Genomic DNA, 15,786 nt, shown 5'->3' on the forward strand with positions numbered 1-15,786 from the left:
AGGCACAAAAAAACGCAGCGTTGAGCTGCGTTTTTTATAAAAAGCTTTTAAGCAAGAGCAGCGACAACTGCCTCACCCATCTCAGCTGTACCAACTTTTGTCATGCCTTCAGACATAATATCCGCTGTACGTAAGCCTTGATCAAGTACTTGACCTACTGCATCTTCAATTGCTTTTGCAGCAGCTTCTTCACGGAATGTATAGCGAAGCATCATTGCAACTGAAAGAATTGTTGCCAATGGGTTCGCCACATTCTGACCCGCGATATCAGGTGCAGAACCATGGCAAGGCTCATACATACCTTTGCCATTTTCATCCAATGATGCAGATGGCAACATACCGATTGAACCTGTAAGCATTGCTGCTTCATCAGATAAAATATCGCCAAATAAGTTACCCGTTACGATTACGTCAAACTGTTTAGGCGCACGCACAAGTTGCATTGCAGCATTATCAACATACATATGTGAAAGCTGAATGTTTGAATAATTCGCTTGGTGTAAGTCAGTAACTGTTTGCTTCCAAAGCTCTGTTACTTCTAAAACGTTGGCTTTATCTACCGAACAAACCTTACCACCACGTAATCCTGCAAGTTCAAAAGCCACTTTTGCAATGCGTTTAATTTCACTTTCAGAATAAACGTCAGTGTTATAGCCTTGTTTCTCACCGTTTTCGAGTTCACGAATACCACGTGGCTGACCGAAATAGATCCCGCCAGTCAATTCACGAACAATTAAAATATCCAAGCCCGCAACAATTTCAGGTTTTAAGCTAGAAGCATCTGCTAATTGTGGATATAAAATCGCTGGGCGCAAGTTAGCAAACAAGTTAAGTTCACTACGAATTTTTAACAGACCACGTTCAGGACGAATAGAGCGCTCAATGGTGTCCCATTTTGGTCCGCCTACCGCACCCAATAAAATTGCATCTGCTTTTTTTGCCTGTTCACTCGTTACAGCTGGATAGGGTTCGCCATGTGCATCAATTGCCGCGCCGCCTAGTAAGCCATGTTCCCAAGTTAACGATAAATTAAATTTTTCATTTACTGTATTTAATACTTTTTCTGCCGCCCCAACAATTTCAGGACCAATACCATCACCAGCTAAAATTAAAATCTGTTTAGACATGAACTTTTTCCATTTTCCAAAGACAAGCAGCGTTACAACTACCGCGGTGTTAGTTTTTTCTGTTCGAGGAATTCACCTAGTCCCGTTGTAACATCAAATGGTCGACAAAAACGGCGAACTACATGCTCATCTTGTTCTAAGTCAACACATAATGGATCTGGTACAGAAACATTCAGCAAACTACCCGAACGGTTAGTTTTGTCTCGGTACATTTTAAATGTATAGCGATGGTTGGCATTAAATTGGTGAATAACATGAATTGTTTCAGCCCGATCTGGAGAAATCGGATAGAAACGGATCACCACTTCATATTGTTTAGCAGGCACAGATAAATATAAGCTGTTAGTTTCGCTAAGCACTGAACCTTGTAATCTCACAATTCCTTGATGAATTGCCTGATTACTAATTCTTCGTGTTTGCGCATCTACTACAGTAATATCATTTAGTCGTTCAAATTCACAACTCTTCGCGCCCGAACAATATATTGCTGCATTCTGCCCCAAATTTTCTTGTTCAGCCTGCTTAATACGGACAGTATCCACTACATTGTAAGTGCTTTGACAAGCACTGAGTGTTATTGCGCACAGGCTCAACAAAAAGCTATGAGTAACGTTCCTCTTCATTGTTCAAGCCCAATCCTCATCTAGTGCATAATTCTAAGGTGTTTTTATGCTTTAGCATGTTAGCAAGAGTTTGAACGCTACGCCATGGCTATGTTTAAAATGTACCAAAAGGTTAATTTAACTCTTGGAATACCCAAGGACGAACTTGTTTAGTTTTTTCTTCATAGGCGCGAATTGCATCCGCATTTTGAAGAGTTAAACCAATATCATCCAAACCATTTAACAGGCAATGCTTACGAAATGGATCAACTTCAAATTTAAAAGCTCCACCTGTTGGCGTACGTACTTCTTGAGCTGCTAAATCAATTGTTAATTGATATCCATCATTGGCAGCGCATTCTTTAAATAACTGATCAACAATTTCTTCTGACAAAATGACAGGTAACATGCCATTTTTGAAACAGTTATTAAAGAAAATATCAGCAAAGCTTGGCGCAATAACAGTACGGAAACCATATTCGTTTAATGCCCAAGGCGCGTGCTCACGGCTTGAACCACAACCAAAGTTAGTACGAGCAATTAAAACGGTTGCGCCTTGATAGCGAGGCTGATTTAAAACGAAATCCGGATTTTTTGGACGTATTGAATTGTCTTGTCCCGGATAACCTTCGTCTAAATAACGAAGCTCGTCAAATAAGTTGTCGCCAAAACCTGTACGTTTGATTGATTTCAAAAACTGTTTTGGAATAATTAAATCTGTATCAACATTGGCACGATCTAATGGTGCAACGATACCTTGTTCAACTGTATAAGCTTTCATGGTTTGCTCCAGACCGAATTAAAATGAACGAACATCAACGAAGTGACCAGCGATTGCAGCCGCTGCCGCCATTGCCGGGCTCACTAAGTGAGTGCGACCGCCATTGCCTTGACGGCCTTCAAAGTTACGATTAGAGGTCGATGCACAGTGTTCGCCCGGTTGTAACTTATCTGCATTCATTGCTAAACACATTGAACAACCTGGTTCACGCCATTCAAAGCCAGCTTCCAAGAAGATTTTATCTAAGCCTTCTTTTTCTGCCTGTTGTTTAACTAAACCAGACCCCGGAACAATCATAGCTTGCTTAATGGTAGAAGCTACCTTACGGCCCTTAACTACCTCAGCTGCAGCACGGATATCTTCAATACGAGAGTTGGTACAAGAACCGATAAAGACACGATCAAGTTGAATATCACCTAATGCCTGTCCTGCATTTAAACCCATATATTGATAAGCACGTGTCCAGTCATTACGCTGAACATCATCTTTCGCTTGTTCTAAAGTTGGTACAGCTTCAGTGACCGGAATAACCATCTCAGGTGAAGTTCCCCAAGATACTTGTGGTTCGATTTCCGCGCCATTTAACTCAACTACGGCATCAAACACAGCATCGTCATCTGAATGCAATGTGTTCCAGTAAGCAACGGCTTGTTCCCATTGCTCGCCTTTTGGTGCGTAGCTACGGCCTTTCACATATTCAATAGTTTTGTCATCAACTGCAACCATACCAACACGGGCACCGGCTTCAATTGCCATGTTACATACCGTCATACGTCCTTCAATCGACATATCACGGAACACTTGACCACCGAACTCGATTGCATAGCCTGTACCACCAGCAGTACCAATTTTAGCAATGATTGCTAACACCACATCTTTTGGCGTTACACCCTTGCCCAATACGCCATCTACACGTACTAACATATTTTTAGATTTTTTCTGGATCAAACATTGTGTTGCTAACACATGTTCAACTTCAGATGTTCCAATACCATGCGCCAAGCAACCGAAAGCACCGTGAGTTGCTGTATGTGAATCACCACATACAACTGTCATGCCCGGCAAGGTTAAGCCCTGTTCGGGTCCAACCACATGCACAATACCTTGACGAATATCATTGATGCTAAATTCAACGATATTGAAAGCTTTACAGTTGTCATCTAAGGTTTGAACTTGAATACGAGATGTATCATCTTCAATACCGGCAATACCTTGGTCACGTTCTTTTTTAGATGTTGGAACGTTGTGGTCCGGTGTCGCAACGTTTGCACTTAAACGCCATGGTTGACGACCCGCAAGTTGCAAACCTTCAAATGCTTGTGGACTAGTCACTTCATGCAATAAATGACGGTCAATATAAAGTAAACATGAGCCATCATCACGCTGTGAAACAACGTGGTCATCCCACAATTTGTCATATAAAGTTTTGCCTGCCATGTCGTCTTGCTCCATTGGACTGGGTAATTCTAATCTTTCTTCGATTATAGCCAGAGTTTCACATAAATCTAATTTATCATTTTTATAAATTAGAAAACTTTTTGGAATTAATCATAATCCTTTTGAGATACATCATATTTAATAAATCGCTTTTGTTAATGATTATCATTTGCATAATCAATTTTTAATCTTATACTCTACTCTCTATACTAAAAATATCTAAAGTGGCTAAAGAGAATGATCATGGCTAATATTCAAAAATTCGTTATAAATAATCAACGTACCTTAAAGAAAACCTTAAGCTATTACATTATGCATATTAGTGTAGCGATGCTAGTCGCATACTTTGTAACAGGTAATATCTGGATGGCTTTAACATTAAGTATGCTTGAACCAACCGTACAAGCTTTTGCCTTTTTCTTCCATGAAAAAGTATGGGCAGCTAAAGATCGCCACGTATCAGCCTTAGCTGAAAAAGAAACAGCGGCTTAGACTAAGATTAGTGCGGTAATTCACAACTTTCTCACTCGATTCGCTGCAAGCATGATACGATTTTGGCTTGGCAACTTTAGCCTCTCGATTTTTCTATTCCAAGTTGAGTTGTATTATGAATCTTGCAGCCTTTGAAGCTTTTGTAAAAGTTATGGAAACAGGGTCTATCTCTGTGGCAGCAGATCAGTTATTTATTACTCAACCTGCTGTTACCAAACGGATTCATAGCTTAGAAGAATATTTTGGCGTAAAACTCTTTGAGTCCGCAGGCCGAGGTGTTCAAGCAACCCATGCTGCACACTCATTATTACCTAAAGTTAAAAACTGGCTCAATGAGCTGGGTGATATTCACCATACGCTTAGCCATGAACAAACTCAGGTGCAAGGCCGCTTAAAAGTCGGTACGAGTCATCATATTGGTTTGCATCATTTACCTGCACCACTTAAACACTTTGTTCAGCAATTTCCTCAAGTCACCTTAGATGTACATTTTGTTGATTCAGAGCAAGCGCATGAACAAGTACTTGCTGGTGATTTAGAGCTAGCATTTTTAACGCTTCCACCTTCAGGTGATGAGCGTCTTAACTACATTACAATCTGGAATGATCCTTTAGTCTTTGTTGCCGCTCCATTTCATCCACTGGCTCAAAAAAAGAATCTCACCTTACAAGATTTAATTGAATATCCAAGCTTATTACCAGCTGCACAAACTTACACTGCTCAAATCACTTTAGCTGAGTTTGAAAAACAAGGGCTCAAACCAAAAATCACCATGAGCAATAACCCTCTTGAGTCTATTCGCATGTTGGTGTCGATTGGTTTAGGTTGGTCAGTTTTACCAAAAACTTTGCTGAATCAAGATATGCAGCAGCTTGATTTAAATGTTGAGATGAATCGTCAATTAGGCATGGTGTGGCATCCTGCACGTACTCAATCTAGAGCCATGCAGGAACTGATTAAAATGATGCAGGAATAAGGAATAATTGAATTAACGAATATATTTTTAAAAAAGGATATAAATCAAAAAAGCAAAAGGCAGCAGCAAAAATAGTATGCCCCAACCAAAGAAAATTGCGGCAACAATGATGCCAATCAAAGTACCTGAAAATAATAGAAAAACAATGTAAATAAAAACTTCACCAAGAACTGTGAGGAAACCATTAATCAGTTCTTCACCTATTTGTTCAAAAAAGTTACCTCTACGGGTTTTCTTTTCTTCGGTCTCATTCTGATTATCCATCATATCCTCACTCATCATCATGACCGATTTCAATCGCCCTTGCTCTCAATGCTGCAAAAGCGATTCAAATCTTGAGGAATATCATGCCTGTGAAATTGACCAGTCCTGAATTTCCCATTTATTTTCTTGAGCCAGTTTTTCAAGGCGATCATCAGGATTTACAGCAATTGCATGCGTTGCATATTCAAGTAAAAAACGGTCATTGATTGAATCGGAATAAGCCCAAGACTCAGACACGCTACGACCTTCCAACCACGCATCTAGACGTGCAAGCTTGCCTTTTTGATAACACGCTAAACCAGCAACTTTCCCAGTATATTTTCCGTCAGCCACTTCAGCATTGGTCGCTAAAATTTCAGTAATCCCAAATTCACGGAAAATTGGTGCAGTAATAAAATCACTTGTTGCAGTAATTCCGACAATCGTATGCCCTAAATCCTGATGTTTTTTGATTGCAGCAAAACCTTTTGGACGCATTTGCGGGCGAATCACTTTTTGCATGAACAATTGGTGGAGTTCTGTTAAGTAATTATTGTCATGCTGGGTTAAAAAGCCAAAAACGAATTCATTATAAGCATATGGGTCAAGTTGCCCTGCTTTGTAATCTTCATAAAATTTATCATTCATCTGACGATGATGAACCGGATCAACCAAACCTTCATTGACTAAAAATTCACCCCAAGAATGGTCTGAATCGGTATTTAACAAGGTATGGTCTAAATCAAACAACGCCAGTTTCATGAAAATTCTCGTTTAAACTGAAATTTAAGAAAAAAAATGTAAATCTATCTCCGCTAGTCGATAGAAATTCGTTAAGATCGTAGCAATTTAAACATTTTACTTTGATCTTTTCGAGCTGGACATAAAAAAGTGTTTGTCCCCGCGATTAAAGTCAACGATATAGACAATATTTAGGTAGCCAAATGATCGATTCAGAAGGTTTCCGACCGAATGTCGGGATCATTTTGGCAAACGATGATGGACAGGTTTTATGGGCAAAGCGCATTGGTCACAATGCTTGGCAATTTCCACAAGGAGGCATCCAGTTTGGAGAAACCCCTGAACAGGCACTTTTTCGAGAACTGAGAGAAGAAATCGGCTTATTGCCCGAACATGTCCAGATTATTGCGCAAACCAAAGGATGGCTGCGTTATCGTTTGCCACATCGGTACATTCGGTCAGACTCTGACCCCGTATGTATCGGACAGAAACAAAAATGGTTTTTACTGAAGTTAACTGCGCCTGCAAAAAATATTCAGTTAAACCTCTCCGACCCGCCCGAATTCGATGAATGGCAGTGGGTCAGCTATTGGTATCCTCTTGGCCAAGTGGTGAACTTCAAGCGTGATGTTTATCGTAAAGCCATGGTGGAGTTGTGTACACAGTTGCCGATGCAACAATTACCCTAAAAATCATTTATCTAGCAAATGATTTTTATTAAAAGTGCTGTTATAAATACATTCATAGTCTAAAAAAATACTGGAGTATACATCCATGTCAAACATGCAACTCGACACTCTACGGCGCATTGTCCAAGAGGTTAATGCGTCCGTCAGTTTGCATGAATCGTTAGACATCATGGTCAATCAGGTTGCTGAAGCCATGAAAGTGGATGTTTGCTCTATTTATTTACTCGATGAACGCAACCAGCGCTATGTATTGATGGCCTCTAAAGGCTTAAATCCAGAATCTGTAGGCCACGTATCTTTGCAACTTGGTGAAGGCTTGGTCGGTCTGGTCGGGCAGCGTGAAGAAATTGTTAACCTTGACAATGCACCAAAACATGAGCGTTTCTTGTATTTACCTGAAACAGGCGAAGAAATTTATAACTCATTCCTTGGCGTACCTGTCATGTATCGCCGAAAGGTTATGGGTGTTTTGGTTGTCCAAAACAAACTTCCTCAAGATTTTAGCGAAGCAGCCGAGTCCTTTTTAGTTACGCTCTGTGCTCAGCTTTCTGGCGTAATTGCTCATGCTCATGCAGTTGGAAATATTGATGTATTTCGCAAACCAAGTAATGGCCCTGCTTATAAAACCTTCCAAGGTGCTTCAGGTGCAGGCGGTGTTGCTTTAGGTCGCGCTATTATTTTATATCCACCTGCTGATTTGGGTTCTGTACCCGATCGTGAAGCAGAAGATATTAGTGATGAACTTCGAATTTTAGATCAAGCCATTTCATCAGTTCGTTCAGAGATTCGCTCTTTGGATGAAAAAATGCATGATTCTTTAATGGCTGAAGAGCGCGCTTTATTTAGTGTTTTCTTAAGAATGCTAGATGAAAATGCTTTACCAGCAGAAATTAAAGAACTCATCCGTGATGGACATTGGGCACAAGGTGCAGTACGTCGTGTCATTGAAAAGCACACTGCCCTATTTGCACAAATGGAAGATGATTATCTTCGTGAACGAGTTTCTGACCTTAAAGATTTAGGTCGGCGTATTTTAGCGTGTTTACAAGAAGAAGACTCTAGCCACCGTGAACTCAGCCCAGATAGTATTTTAATTGGCGAAGAAATTAGTACTGCTGCGCTCGTAGAACTACCGGTAGATAATATCGCAGCGATTGTGACATCAGAAGGTGCAGCCAACTCACATATGGTGATTGTGGCTCGTGCCTTAGGTATTCCAACCGTAGTTGGTGTAACCGAACTGCCTGTTAATACACTTGATGATGCGGAAATGATCGTGGATGCCTATCAGGGCCGTGTTTTCGTTAATCCTCCACGTCGTTTACGCCAACGTTATAAAGAAATTCAAAAAGAAGATGAACAGATTGCAAAAGATCTCAAACAATATGAGACCAAAGAAGCGATTACTCCAGATGGTGTGTCTGTTCAGCTTTATGTAAATACGGGCCTCATGATTGACGTAGTACGTGGTGTACAACGCGGTGCTCAAGGTGTAGGTCTATACCGAAGTGAAATTCCCTTCATGTTACGGGAACGTTTCCCGGGTGAAGAAGAACAACGTGCAATCTATCGTCAACAGTTGAGTCACTTTGCCAACAAACCAGTGGTGATGCGAACTCTAGATATCGGTGCAGATAAAGACTTGCCGTATTTCAGTATTGAAGAAGAAAACTCGGCATTAGGCTGGCGTGGTATTCGTTTCACTCTTGATCATCCTGAGATTTTTTCTTCACAAATTCGCGCCATGCTCAAAGCCAGCATTGGTTTAAATAATCTGCATATTTTATTACCAATGGTCACTACAGTGAGTGAAGTCGAAGAAGTACTTTATTTGCTTGAACGTGACTGGATTGCGGTGCAAGAAGAAGAGCAAGTTAAAATTACCAAGCCGAAAATTGGCATTATGGTTGAGGTTCCAAGCGTACTGCTACAAATTGATGAGTTTGCTGAACTCGTCGATTTCTTCTCGGTCGGTTCAAATGACTTAACACAGTATTTACTTGCGGTTGACCGTAATAATCCACATGTGGCCAACGTTTACTCACACTTCCATCCATCCATTCTACGTGCGCTAACTCGCTTAGTTAAAGAATGCCATGAATATAAAAAACCTATCAGTATTTGTGGTGAGATGGCGGGTGATCCATTATCGGCAATTTTGCTCATGGCGATGGGCTTTAATACCCTTTCAATGAGTTCGAGTAACATTTTGCGAGTACGAAAAGCAATTTGTCATGTTCCGATGACAGATGCACAAAAGTTACTGGATGATGTCATGAAAATGAATAATCCACTCATTGTAAAAAGCTGGCTTGAGTACTACTTTAAAACGCATGGCCTAGCTGATATGGTCAAATCGAATCGAATCGTAAATGTTTAATATATAAACGATAAAGGGGAGCAATGCTCTCCTTTATTTTGTTTAAGATAGCTTCTACTACAACTAAATATAAAAAATTTCTTTTTCAATATTTATCCCGTTCAAACCTTTTAAACAAACATATAATCGGTTTTTCAAATCAATATTGACAGTTTAATCCATTTGAAAAATAAGACTCCGACTCCTAGTATATTTAAAGAGCGTTATTAAAAGATCTTACGTTGTTCCAACAATCGAAGAGGTAATTCTATGCATCGTTATTCACAGGTTTCATCTTATTCTTCCTCTTGTTTTTTAACCTTCATGCAGTAAATTGGAGGAATAACAATTAAAGGAATCTGATGCATTATTAAATAAAAAATAATGGGCTGACATCTTAGTGAAAAGACTTTTCAAACAATTTCTCTCACCATTTGTTCACTCATTTCTTTATTTGATAAACATGAGTTTTTAAACCAGAAGTCCAGGAAAATGAGCCCTAACATTTTTACTAAGAGCTCAATAATTATTACCCAGAGAGAATATAACCATGTCAGACGAATCAAAATGTCCTTTTTCAGGCCATAAATCAAAACCAGAGGTAACGGTCGGTGGTGGCACGCCTAGTTTACACTGGTGGCCAAAACAACTACGCGTTGATTTACTGAATCAACATTCAGAACGCTCTAATCCACTCAGTAAAGATTTTGATTACCGTAAAGAGTTTAAAAAACTCGACTATTATGCACTCAAAGCTGATATCAAAAATGTGTTAACCGATTCTCAAGATTGGTGGCCAGCCGATTGGGGAAATTATACAGGCTTATTTATCCGTTTAGCATGGCACGCTGCCGGCACCTATCGTATGGGTGATGGCCGTGGTGGTGCTGGTCGTGGTCAACAACGGTTTGCACCTTTAAATAGTTGGCCTGACAATGCAAGCCTAGATAAAGCACGCCGCTTATTATGGCCAGTTAAACAAAAATACGGTCAAAAAATATCGTGGGCAGATTTATTTATTCTTGCTGGAAACATCGCACTTGAGTCTTCGGGCTTCCGCACCTTCGGTTTTGGCGCAGGCCGTGAAGATGTTTGGGAACCAGACAACGACGTAAACTGGGGTGATGAGAAAGAATGGTTAGCTCATCGTAACTCAGAAGCTTTAGAAGGCAGTAATCTCGCTGCAACTGAAATGGGTCTAATCTATGTAAACCCTGAAGGTCCACAAGCCAGCGGTGATCCAAAATCAGCTGCGCCATTTATTCGCGCGACTTTCGGCAATATGGCAATGGATGATGAAGAAATTGTTGCCTTGATCGCAGGCGGTCATACCTTAGGTAAAACCCACGGTGCTGGCTCTGCTGACCATGTTCAGGCTGATCCTGAGGGAGCGTCAATTGAACAAATGGGCTTTGGTTGGTCAAACAGTTTTGGTACTGGTGTTGGTAAAGATGCGATCACTTCAGGCTTAGAAGTCATTTGGTCACAAACGCCAACCCAATGGAGCAACTACTTCTTTGAAAACCTATTCAAATACGAGTGGGTACAAGAACGCTCCCCTGCTGGTGCAATTCAATGGGTAGCAGCAGATGCTGAGGCAATCATCCCAGATCCATTCGACCCATCAGTTAAACGTAAGCCAACAATGCTTACTACAGATTTGACCTTACGTTTTGATCCTGAGTTTGAAAAGATCTCTCGTCGTTTCCTTAACGATCCACAAGCCTTTGCCAATGCTTTTGCCCGTGCGTGGTACAAATTAACTCACCGTGATATGGGACCAAAAGCACGTTATTTAGGTCCTGAAGTTCCGGCTGAAGATTTAATTTGGCAAGACCCATTACCGGCTGCTAACACGATTCCGTCTTCTGCTAGCATTGATGATGCAAAAGCAAAAATCGTTGCACTAGGGCTATCTGCTGGTGAGTTGGTTTCTCTTGGCTGGGCTTCAGCGTCAACTTTCCGTGGTGGAGACAAGCGTGGCGGTGCAAACGGCGCACGTATTGCTTTATCGCCACAACGTGAATGGGAAGTAAACAAAAAAGCTGTTGAGACTTTAACTAAAATTGAAGAACTCAAAGCCTCAACTCAACTGTCATTAGCTGACTTAATTGTGCTTGCAGGTAACGTTGGCGTAGAGCAAGCTGCTCAAGCGGCAGGTTTCAATATTAGCGTTCCATTTGCCGCAGGTCGTGTTGATGCATTACAAAGTCAAACTGATGTCGAATCTTTCCAATTACTTCTCGGCCTTGCCGATGGTTTTAGAAACTGGAAAAAAGACGGCGTCAGCGCATCAACTGAGGCATTATTAATTGATAAAGCACAAAAATTGACTTTGACTGCACCAGAGTTAACAGCATTGATTGGTGGTTTACGTGTACTGGGCACTAACTGGGATGGTTCACAACACGGTGTATTCACTCAGCAAGTTGGTGTACTCAGCACAGACTTCTTTACAAACTTACTCGACATGTCCACTGTATGGGCACCTGTTGATTCAACAAGCGAAGTATTTGAAGGCAAAGACCGTAAAACAGGCGCAGTCAAATTTACTGCAACACGTAATGATTTAGTCTTCGGTTCAAACTCAATCTTACGTGCATTGGCCGAAGTTTATGCTCAAGCAGATGGTAAAGAAAAATTTGTTCAAGACTTTGTTGCTGCATGGACTAAAGTTATGAATCTTGACCGTTTTGACTTAGCATAATTTTGTCAAAATAATAAAAAGCCAGTTCAAATTGAACTGGCTTTTTTCATATCAAATATTAAGTTTTAGACAGTCAGTTTATGCCCTTCCCGAATGCAATAAAAAGGATTAGCAAGCTTTGAAGAGGCTTTAATTGCTTGACCTAGAGCATGCTCTGGATCTTCTCGGTCTTCATCAGTCAACTGGAAAGTCCGATAATGAATCGCAACAGAACGATGAGCTTGTAAATCAAAGTGTGCATGTAGCGCATCTTGTGGATTCATATGTACATAGCTCATCAATTCACGAGGCTCATACGCACCTATTGGAAGTAAGGCTACACGTGGTGCACCATAACGAGCATGAATTTGCTTAAAGTGCCCCGCATAACCGGTATCACCCGCAAAGAAACAATGGCCTGTTTTAGCTACAACCGAAAAGCCACCCCAGAGTGCTTTATTCTGGTCACGTAAACCACGACCTGAACCATGCTGTGCAGGTGTATAGATTATTCTTAATTCGTGATAGGGAATTTCTTGCCACCAATCCATTTCAATCACATGAAATTCTTTTGGTAGGTAAAACCCATTCCCGAGTCCAGTGTAAATTGGCATTGCGAATTTTTTGTGTAGCCATTCAAGCGTAGCCAAATCCATATGATCATAATGATTATGGCTGAGTAGAACACCATGAATTGTCGGTAATTGCTCTAGTGCAAAACCTGCAGGGCATACACGGCGCGGTCCACGTCCTTGGGAGGGACTAGCATAATCACACCACACTGGGTCAGTAATAAAGTTATAAGGTCCGATCTGAATCAGCACAGTTGCATGCCCAACAAACCAAACTTGCCAATCATCTAAATCTGCTTGAGGTCGATTTTGTGGCAATGCTACAGCCGTATTTATGCGGGTTTCATATTCACTTTGAATATCTACTTTCCATGTAAAAGACTCACGCGTAACTAACCAACGCAATAACTCTTTTGAACCACGTGCAGGTGATTTAGCCTGTTGATTATAAAAACGTGTATCCGTTTCATGCCCAGACTCGGGATGACAAAAAGGAGGTTTTATCCATGTATGCGTCCAACAGGACTGAGTCGGCAATTGATATGTTAATGTCGGCTTGTCTTTCATGGGCTTTTCTATGTTTTAGCATCAGCAGAATGGATGTGTTCAGGTTTCTATCTTAACGATTAAAAGAAATTAAGCTATGGCACTTACACTTATTTATCATATAAATATCCTTTTTACCGTGGACACAGCCAACCTAAGTCGAATTAGAGTGCCATAAAAAATACATAGATGTGTTGGGTTTATGCGTCAGTAATTACCATTCTTATTAAGACCTATTGTATAACATAACAATTAGAGAATGCCTAAAGCCACCATAGAACCGTACTGTTTCCTTTTTATCGCTTCCATTTTTTAACTTTGAATTAGTTTACTCAACAAAAAATAATATATTTAGTAACAATTACAGTTCAGTAGATTTAGACGGCCTACAAGTTATAAAAATATTATATTATTCTCGTTTTTGCATATTATGAGAATTTCTTAAATGAATATTCAAAACATTTAAAAAATTCTTTGATTAAGTAAAGATAATGTATTTGTTGACTAATCAATAATATATTTTATGAATTATTAAAGCCTAGTCCCCTATATTAAATCTTTAATGAAAATTAAAATTCCATTTATTTTATAAATACCTAAAGCACCTTCACGCTATATCTATTTATGCTTTATACTTCACTTAAATCATAGTAAGACATTTTTTGGATTAGTCTTATGGAACTACGCCATCTCCGATATTTCATTACCGTTGCTGAAGAATTAAATTTTAGTAAAGCCGCTCTTAAACTTTTCACTGCACAACCCTCCCTTAGCCAGCAAATTAAAGATTTAGAAGAAGATGTCGGTGTACGACTTTTAAACCGCACAAAACGCAAAGTTGAGTTAACCGAAGAAGGTGAAGTATTTTTAGAGCATGCTCGGCTCACCCTCGCTCAAGCCGAAAAAGCGGTTGCTATGGCACGGCAGGTTTCAAAGGCGAAACAGCAACTCTTACGTATCGGTTTCGTCCCCATCGCAGAAATGAAAATTTTCCCTTACGTTCTTCCTAATCTACGACTACAACACCCCGACCTTACTATTGAATTATCTAACTTAAACAATACCGAACAGCTTAAAGCCTTAAAAAAAGGTGAATTAGACATTACATTTACCCGTGAAAACACAGATAGTGATGAAATCCAAAGCCAATTTGTTTTAACTGAACCCTTAATTTTCTTGCTTCCTAAAAATCATCCGCTTGCTCAATACGAAAGAATTCCCGTACATGCTTTACAAGGCATTGATTTTATTATTCCCGCTGCCGAACAATCACAAACATTACACAACACGATTTTAGACTTCGCTAAGACTCACAATATCGACCTCAATATTGTTCAAAAAGCAGACAGTATGCTCTTCAATATTAACTCTCTTGGCTCTGGATTAGGTTGTACAATTTTACCCGCCTACGTGGCACCTTTAGGAATCAAAAATACGGTCGTTCGTCCACTTGACGTTGAGTTGCCGACACTTGATTTATTTGTAAATTACCGTAAAAACTCACAATCTATAGGCGTGCAAAAATTTATTGATCAACTCACTAAAGTATTTCATCTCGATAAAAACTTAAATCACGCTTAATTATCAAAAATAATTTCATTATTAATAAGGCTATCTTTATAAAAAAGTATAAATAAATATTCATTCTATTTATTTTATACTTTTTATAAACAGTCTAATCTTGATTATTGTTCTATTTTACCATTTGAGTAAAAGCACACATCTCATAATATATAAGTGAAAGAAAGTGAAATAAAATCTATATAAAACTGGATATTATTTTCACCATTCAATAAAAAATAATATATGTATTACGTAATAAAAGGAGATAAGGAAAAAATGGTTGGTATATTTCAACATCTTGGACGTAGTGTACAAAACCGCCCTCATTTCTTTATTGCTTTATTGATGGGAGTGATTACAGCTAGTATTTTGACATGGTTAACTTCATGGAAATGGTCAACTATTTTATTAGTCAGTTGGAATGCTTCGGTTAGCATTTATTTACTCCATGTTTGGCAACTCATGAAAAGTGCCGATCATTCACAAATGCAACAGCAAGCTAAAAAACAAGATGAAAGCAAATGGGTCATTATGTTGATAGTTTTATTGGCCTTAACCATGTGTCTGGTTGCGATTCTAATTCAACTATCACAACTCCCTTCTGACAGTTCTGCAAAGTTAGGTCATGTGGCTTTAGCTTTACTCACCATTGTTTCTGCATGGCTTTTTATGCATACCGTTTTTGCCTTACATTATGCCCATGATTTTTATATGGCTTTGTCTAGAAATGAGGAAAATGGAGGGTTAGATTTCCCGGGAACACAACACCCCACTTATCCTGATTTTCTATATTTTAGTTATATTATTGGTACATCTGCACAAACTGCCGATGTATCAATTACCACCAAACATATGCGCCTTTTAAACTTATTTCACGCAGTGTTGTCTTTTGGATTTAATACTACCATTTTAGCGATCTGTATTAATGTGGCTGCGGGTTTTCTTACCAACTAAAACCTTTATTCAAACAAC

General features: G+C 39.6%; 14 protein-coding genes. 7 read left to right on the forward strand and 7 right to left on the reverse strand.

The features are described from left to right. Positions 1-47: 47 nt before the first annotated feature. From leuB to leuC, 4 genes are all read right to left on the reverse strand, one after another. Positions 48-1,127 carry a 3-isopropylmalate dehydrogenase gene (gene leuB / locus SOI81_RS15330; protein WP_239974899.1) on the reverse strand — a complete coding sequence of 360 codons (1,080 nt, stop codon included), beginning with the start codon at positions 1,125-1,127 and terminating at the stop codon, positions 48-50. A gap of 38 nt (positions 1,128-1,165) precedes the next feature. Then, positions 1,166-1,750, reverse strand: a complete 585-nt coding sequence (locus SOI81_RS15335; protein ID WP_016142302.1) for a hypothetical protein — start codon at positions 1,748-1,750, stop codon at positions 1,166-1,168. A gap of 112 nt (positions 1,751-1,862) precedes the next feature. Further along, positions 1,863-2,510 carry a 3-isopropylmalate dehydratase small subunit gene (gene leuD, locus SOI81_RS15340; protein WP_320540964.1) on the reverse strand — a complete coding sequence of 216 codons (648 nt, stop codon included), beginning with the start codon at positions 2,508-2,510 and terminating at the stop codon, positions 1,863-1,865. 18 nt (positions 2,511-2,528) lie between these two features. Continuing rightward, entirely contained in the window at positions 2,529-3,947 is a 1,419-nt protein-coding gene (gene leuC, locus SOI81_RS15345) for a 3-isopropylmalate dehydratase large subunit (RefSeq protein WP_061874286.1), read from the reverse strand. A 237-nt stretch (positions 3,948-4,184) separates the two neighbouring features. On the opposite strand from leuC, the gene SOI81_RS15350 reads away from it, so the two are divergent. Both SOI81_RS15350 and SOI81_RS15355 read left to right on the forward strand, forming a co-directional pair. Next, positions 4,185-4,439, forward strand: coding sequence for a DUF2061 domain-containing protein (locus tag SOI81_RS15350; RefSeq protein WP_025470388.1), 255 nt, complete (start codon positions 4,185-4,187; stop codon positions 4,437-4,439). Between the two features lie 115 nt (positions 4,440-4,554). Further along, the gene (locus tag SOI81_RS15355) at positions 4,555-5,415 is read left to right on the forward strand and encodes a LysR family transcriptional regulator (protein ID WP_016142306.1); all 861 of its coding nucleotides are present in this window, start codon (positions 4,555-4,557) and stop codon (positions 5,413-5,415) included. Positions 5,416-5,442: 27 nt separating this feature from the next. Here SOI81_RS15355 and SOI81_RS15360 read toward each other — a convergent pair whose 3' ends face one another. Both SOI81_RS15360 and SOI81_RS15365 read right to left on the reverse strand, forming a co-directional pair. Further along, entirely contained in the window at positions 5,443-5,679 is a 237-nt protein-coding gene (locus SOI81_RS15360) for a hypothetical protein (protein WP_320541589.1), read from the reverse strand. Between the two features lie 81 nt (positions 5,680-5,760). Further along, positions 5,761-6,420, reverse strand: coding sequence for an HAD family hydrolase (locus SOI81_RS15365; protein ID WP_320540965.1), 660 nt, complete (start codon positions 6,418-6,420; stop codon positions 5,761-5,763). A 182-nt stretch (positions 6,421-6,602) separates the two neighbouring features. On the opposite strand from SOI81_RS15365, the gene nudH reads away from it, so the two are divergent. The 3 genes from nudH to katG all read left to right on the forward strand — a co-directional run bounded on the left by nudH (position 6,603) and on the right by katG (position 12,154). Beyond that, the gene (gene nudH / locus SOI81_RS15370) at positions 6,603-7,088 is read left to right on the forward strand and encodes an RNA pyrophosphohydrolase (RefSeq protein WP_000567255.1); all 486 of its coding nucleotides are present in this window, start codon (positions 6,603-6,605) and stop codon (positions 7,086-7,088) included. A gap of 85 nt (positions 7,089-7,173) precedes the next feature. Further along, positions 7,174-9,468: a phosphoenolpyruvate--protein phosphotransferase gene (gene ptsP, locus SOI81_RS15375; RefSeq protein WP_016142308.1), complete on the forward strand. Its 2,295-nt coding sequence runs from the start codon at positions 7,174-7,176 to the stop codon at positions 9,466-9,468. Positions 9,469-9,997: 529 nt separating this feature from the next. Continuing rightward, positions 9,998-12,154, forward strand: a complete 2,157-nt coding sequence (katG, locus tag SOI81_RS15380) for a catalase/peroxidase HPI (RefSeq protein WP_239968248.1) — start codon at positions 9,998-10,000, stop codon at positions 12,152-12,154. Positions 12,155-12,219: 65 nt separating this feature from the next. Here katG and SOI81_RS15385 read toward each other — a convergent pair whose 3' ends face one another. After that, positions 12,220-13,272, reverse strand: coding sequence for an MBL fold metallo-hydrolase (locus tag SOI81_RS15385; RefSeq protein WP_320540966.1), 1,053 nt, complete (start codon positions 13,270-13,272; stop codon positions 12,220-12,222). 654 nt (positions 13,273-13,926) lie between these two features. Between SOI81_RS15385 and hcaR the strand changes: the two genes are divergently transcribed. Both hcaR and SOI81_RS15395 read left to right on the forward strand, forming a co-directional pair. Further along, complete coding sequence (gene hcaR / locus SOI81_RS15390; protein ID WP_262457092.1) at positions 13,927-14,832, forward strand: DNA-binding transcriptional regulator HcaR; 906 nt, start codon at positions 13,927-13,929, stop codon at positions 14,830-14,832. A gap of 258 nt (positions 14,833-15,090) precedes the next feature. Further along, on the forward strand, positions 15,091-15,768 hold the full coding sequence (locus SOI81_RS15395; RefSeq protein WP_016142312.1) for a DUF1345 domain-containing protein: 678 nt from the start codon (positions 15,091-15,093) through the stop codon (positions 15,766-15,768). Positions 15,769-15,786: the final 18 nt, after the last annotated feature.

The organism is Acinetobacter pittii (assembly GCF_034067285.1).
Classification (GTDB): Bacteria; Pseudomonadota; Gammaproteobacteria; order Pseudomonadales; family Moraxellaceae; genus Acinetobacter; species Acinetobacter pittii_E.

What these genes read in the sequence shown, in the direction of transcription:
- leuB (WP_239974899.1), bottom strand. Translation starts at nt 1,127, where the DNA reads ATGTCTAAACAGATTTTAATTTTAGCTGGTGATGGTATTGGTCCTGAA.
- SOI81_RS15335 (WP_016142302.1), bottom strand. Translation starts at nt 1,750, where the DNA reads ATGAAGAGGAACGTTACTCATAGCTTTTTGTTGAGCCTGTGCGCAATA.
- leuD (WP_320540964.1), bottom strand. Translation starts at nt 2,510, where the DNA reads ATGAAAGCTTATACAGTTGAACAAGGTATCGTTGCACCATTAGATCGT.
- leuC (WP_061874286.1), bottom strand. Translation starts at nt 3,947, where the DNA reads ATGGCAGGCAAAACTTTATATGACAAATTGTGGGATGACCACGTTGTT.
- SOI81_RS15350 (WP_025470388.1), top strand. Translation starts at nt 4,185, where the DNA reads ATGATCATGGCTAATATTCAAAAATTCGTTATAAATAATCAACGTACC.
- SOI81_RS15355 (WP_016142306.1), top strand. Translation starts at nt 4,555, where the DNA reads ATGAATCTTGCAGCCTTTGAAGCTTTTGTAAAAGTTATGGAAACAGGG.
- SOI81_RS15360 (WP_320541589.1), bottom strand. Translation starts at nt 5,679, where the DNA reads ATGGATAATCAGAATGAGACCGAAGAAAAGAAAACCCGTAGAGGTAAC.
- SOI81_RS15365 (WP_320540965.1), bottom strand. Translation starts at nt 6,420, where the DNA reads ATGAAACTGGCGTTGTTTGATTTAGACCATACCTTGTTAAATACCGAT.
- nudH (WP_000567255.1), top strand. Translation starts at nt 6,603, where the DNA reads ATGATCGATTCAGAAGGTTTCCGACCGAATGTCGGGATCATTTTGGCA.
- ptsP (WP_016142308.1), top strand. Translation starts at nt 7,174, where the DNA reads ATGTCAAACATGCAACTCGACACTCTACGGCGCATTGTCCAAGAGGTT.
- katG (WP_239968248.1), top strand. Translation starts at nt 9,998, where the DNA reads ATGTCAGACGAATCAAAATGTCCTTTTTCAGGCCATAAATCAAAACCA.
- SOI81_RS15385 (WP_320540966.1), bottom strand. Translation starts at nt 13,272, where the DNA reads ATGAAAGACAAGCCGACATTAACATATCAATTGCCGACTCAGTCCTGT.
- hcaR (WP_262457092.1), top strand. Translation starts at nt 13,927, where the DNA reads ATGGAACTACGCCATCTCCGATATTTCATTACCGTTGCTGAAGAATTA.
- SOI81_RS15395 (WP_016142312.1), top strand. Translation starts at nt 15,091, where the DNA reads ATGGTTGGTATATTTCAACATCTTGGACGTAGTGTACAAAACCGCCCT.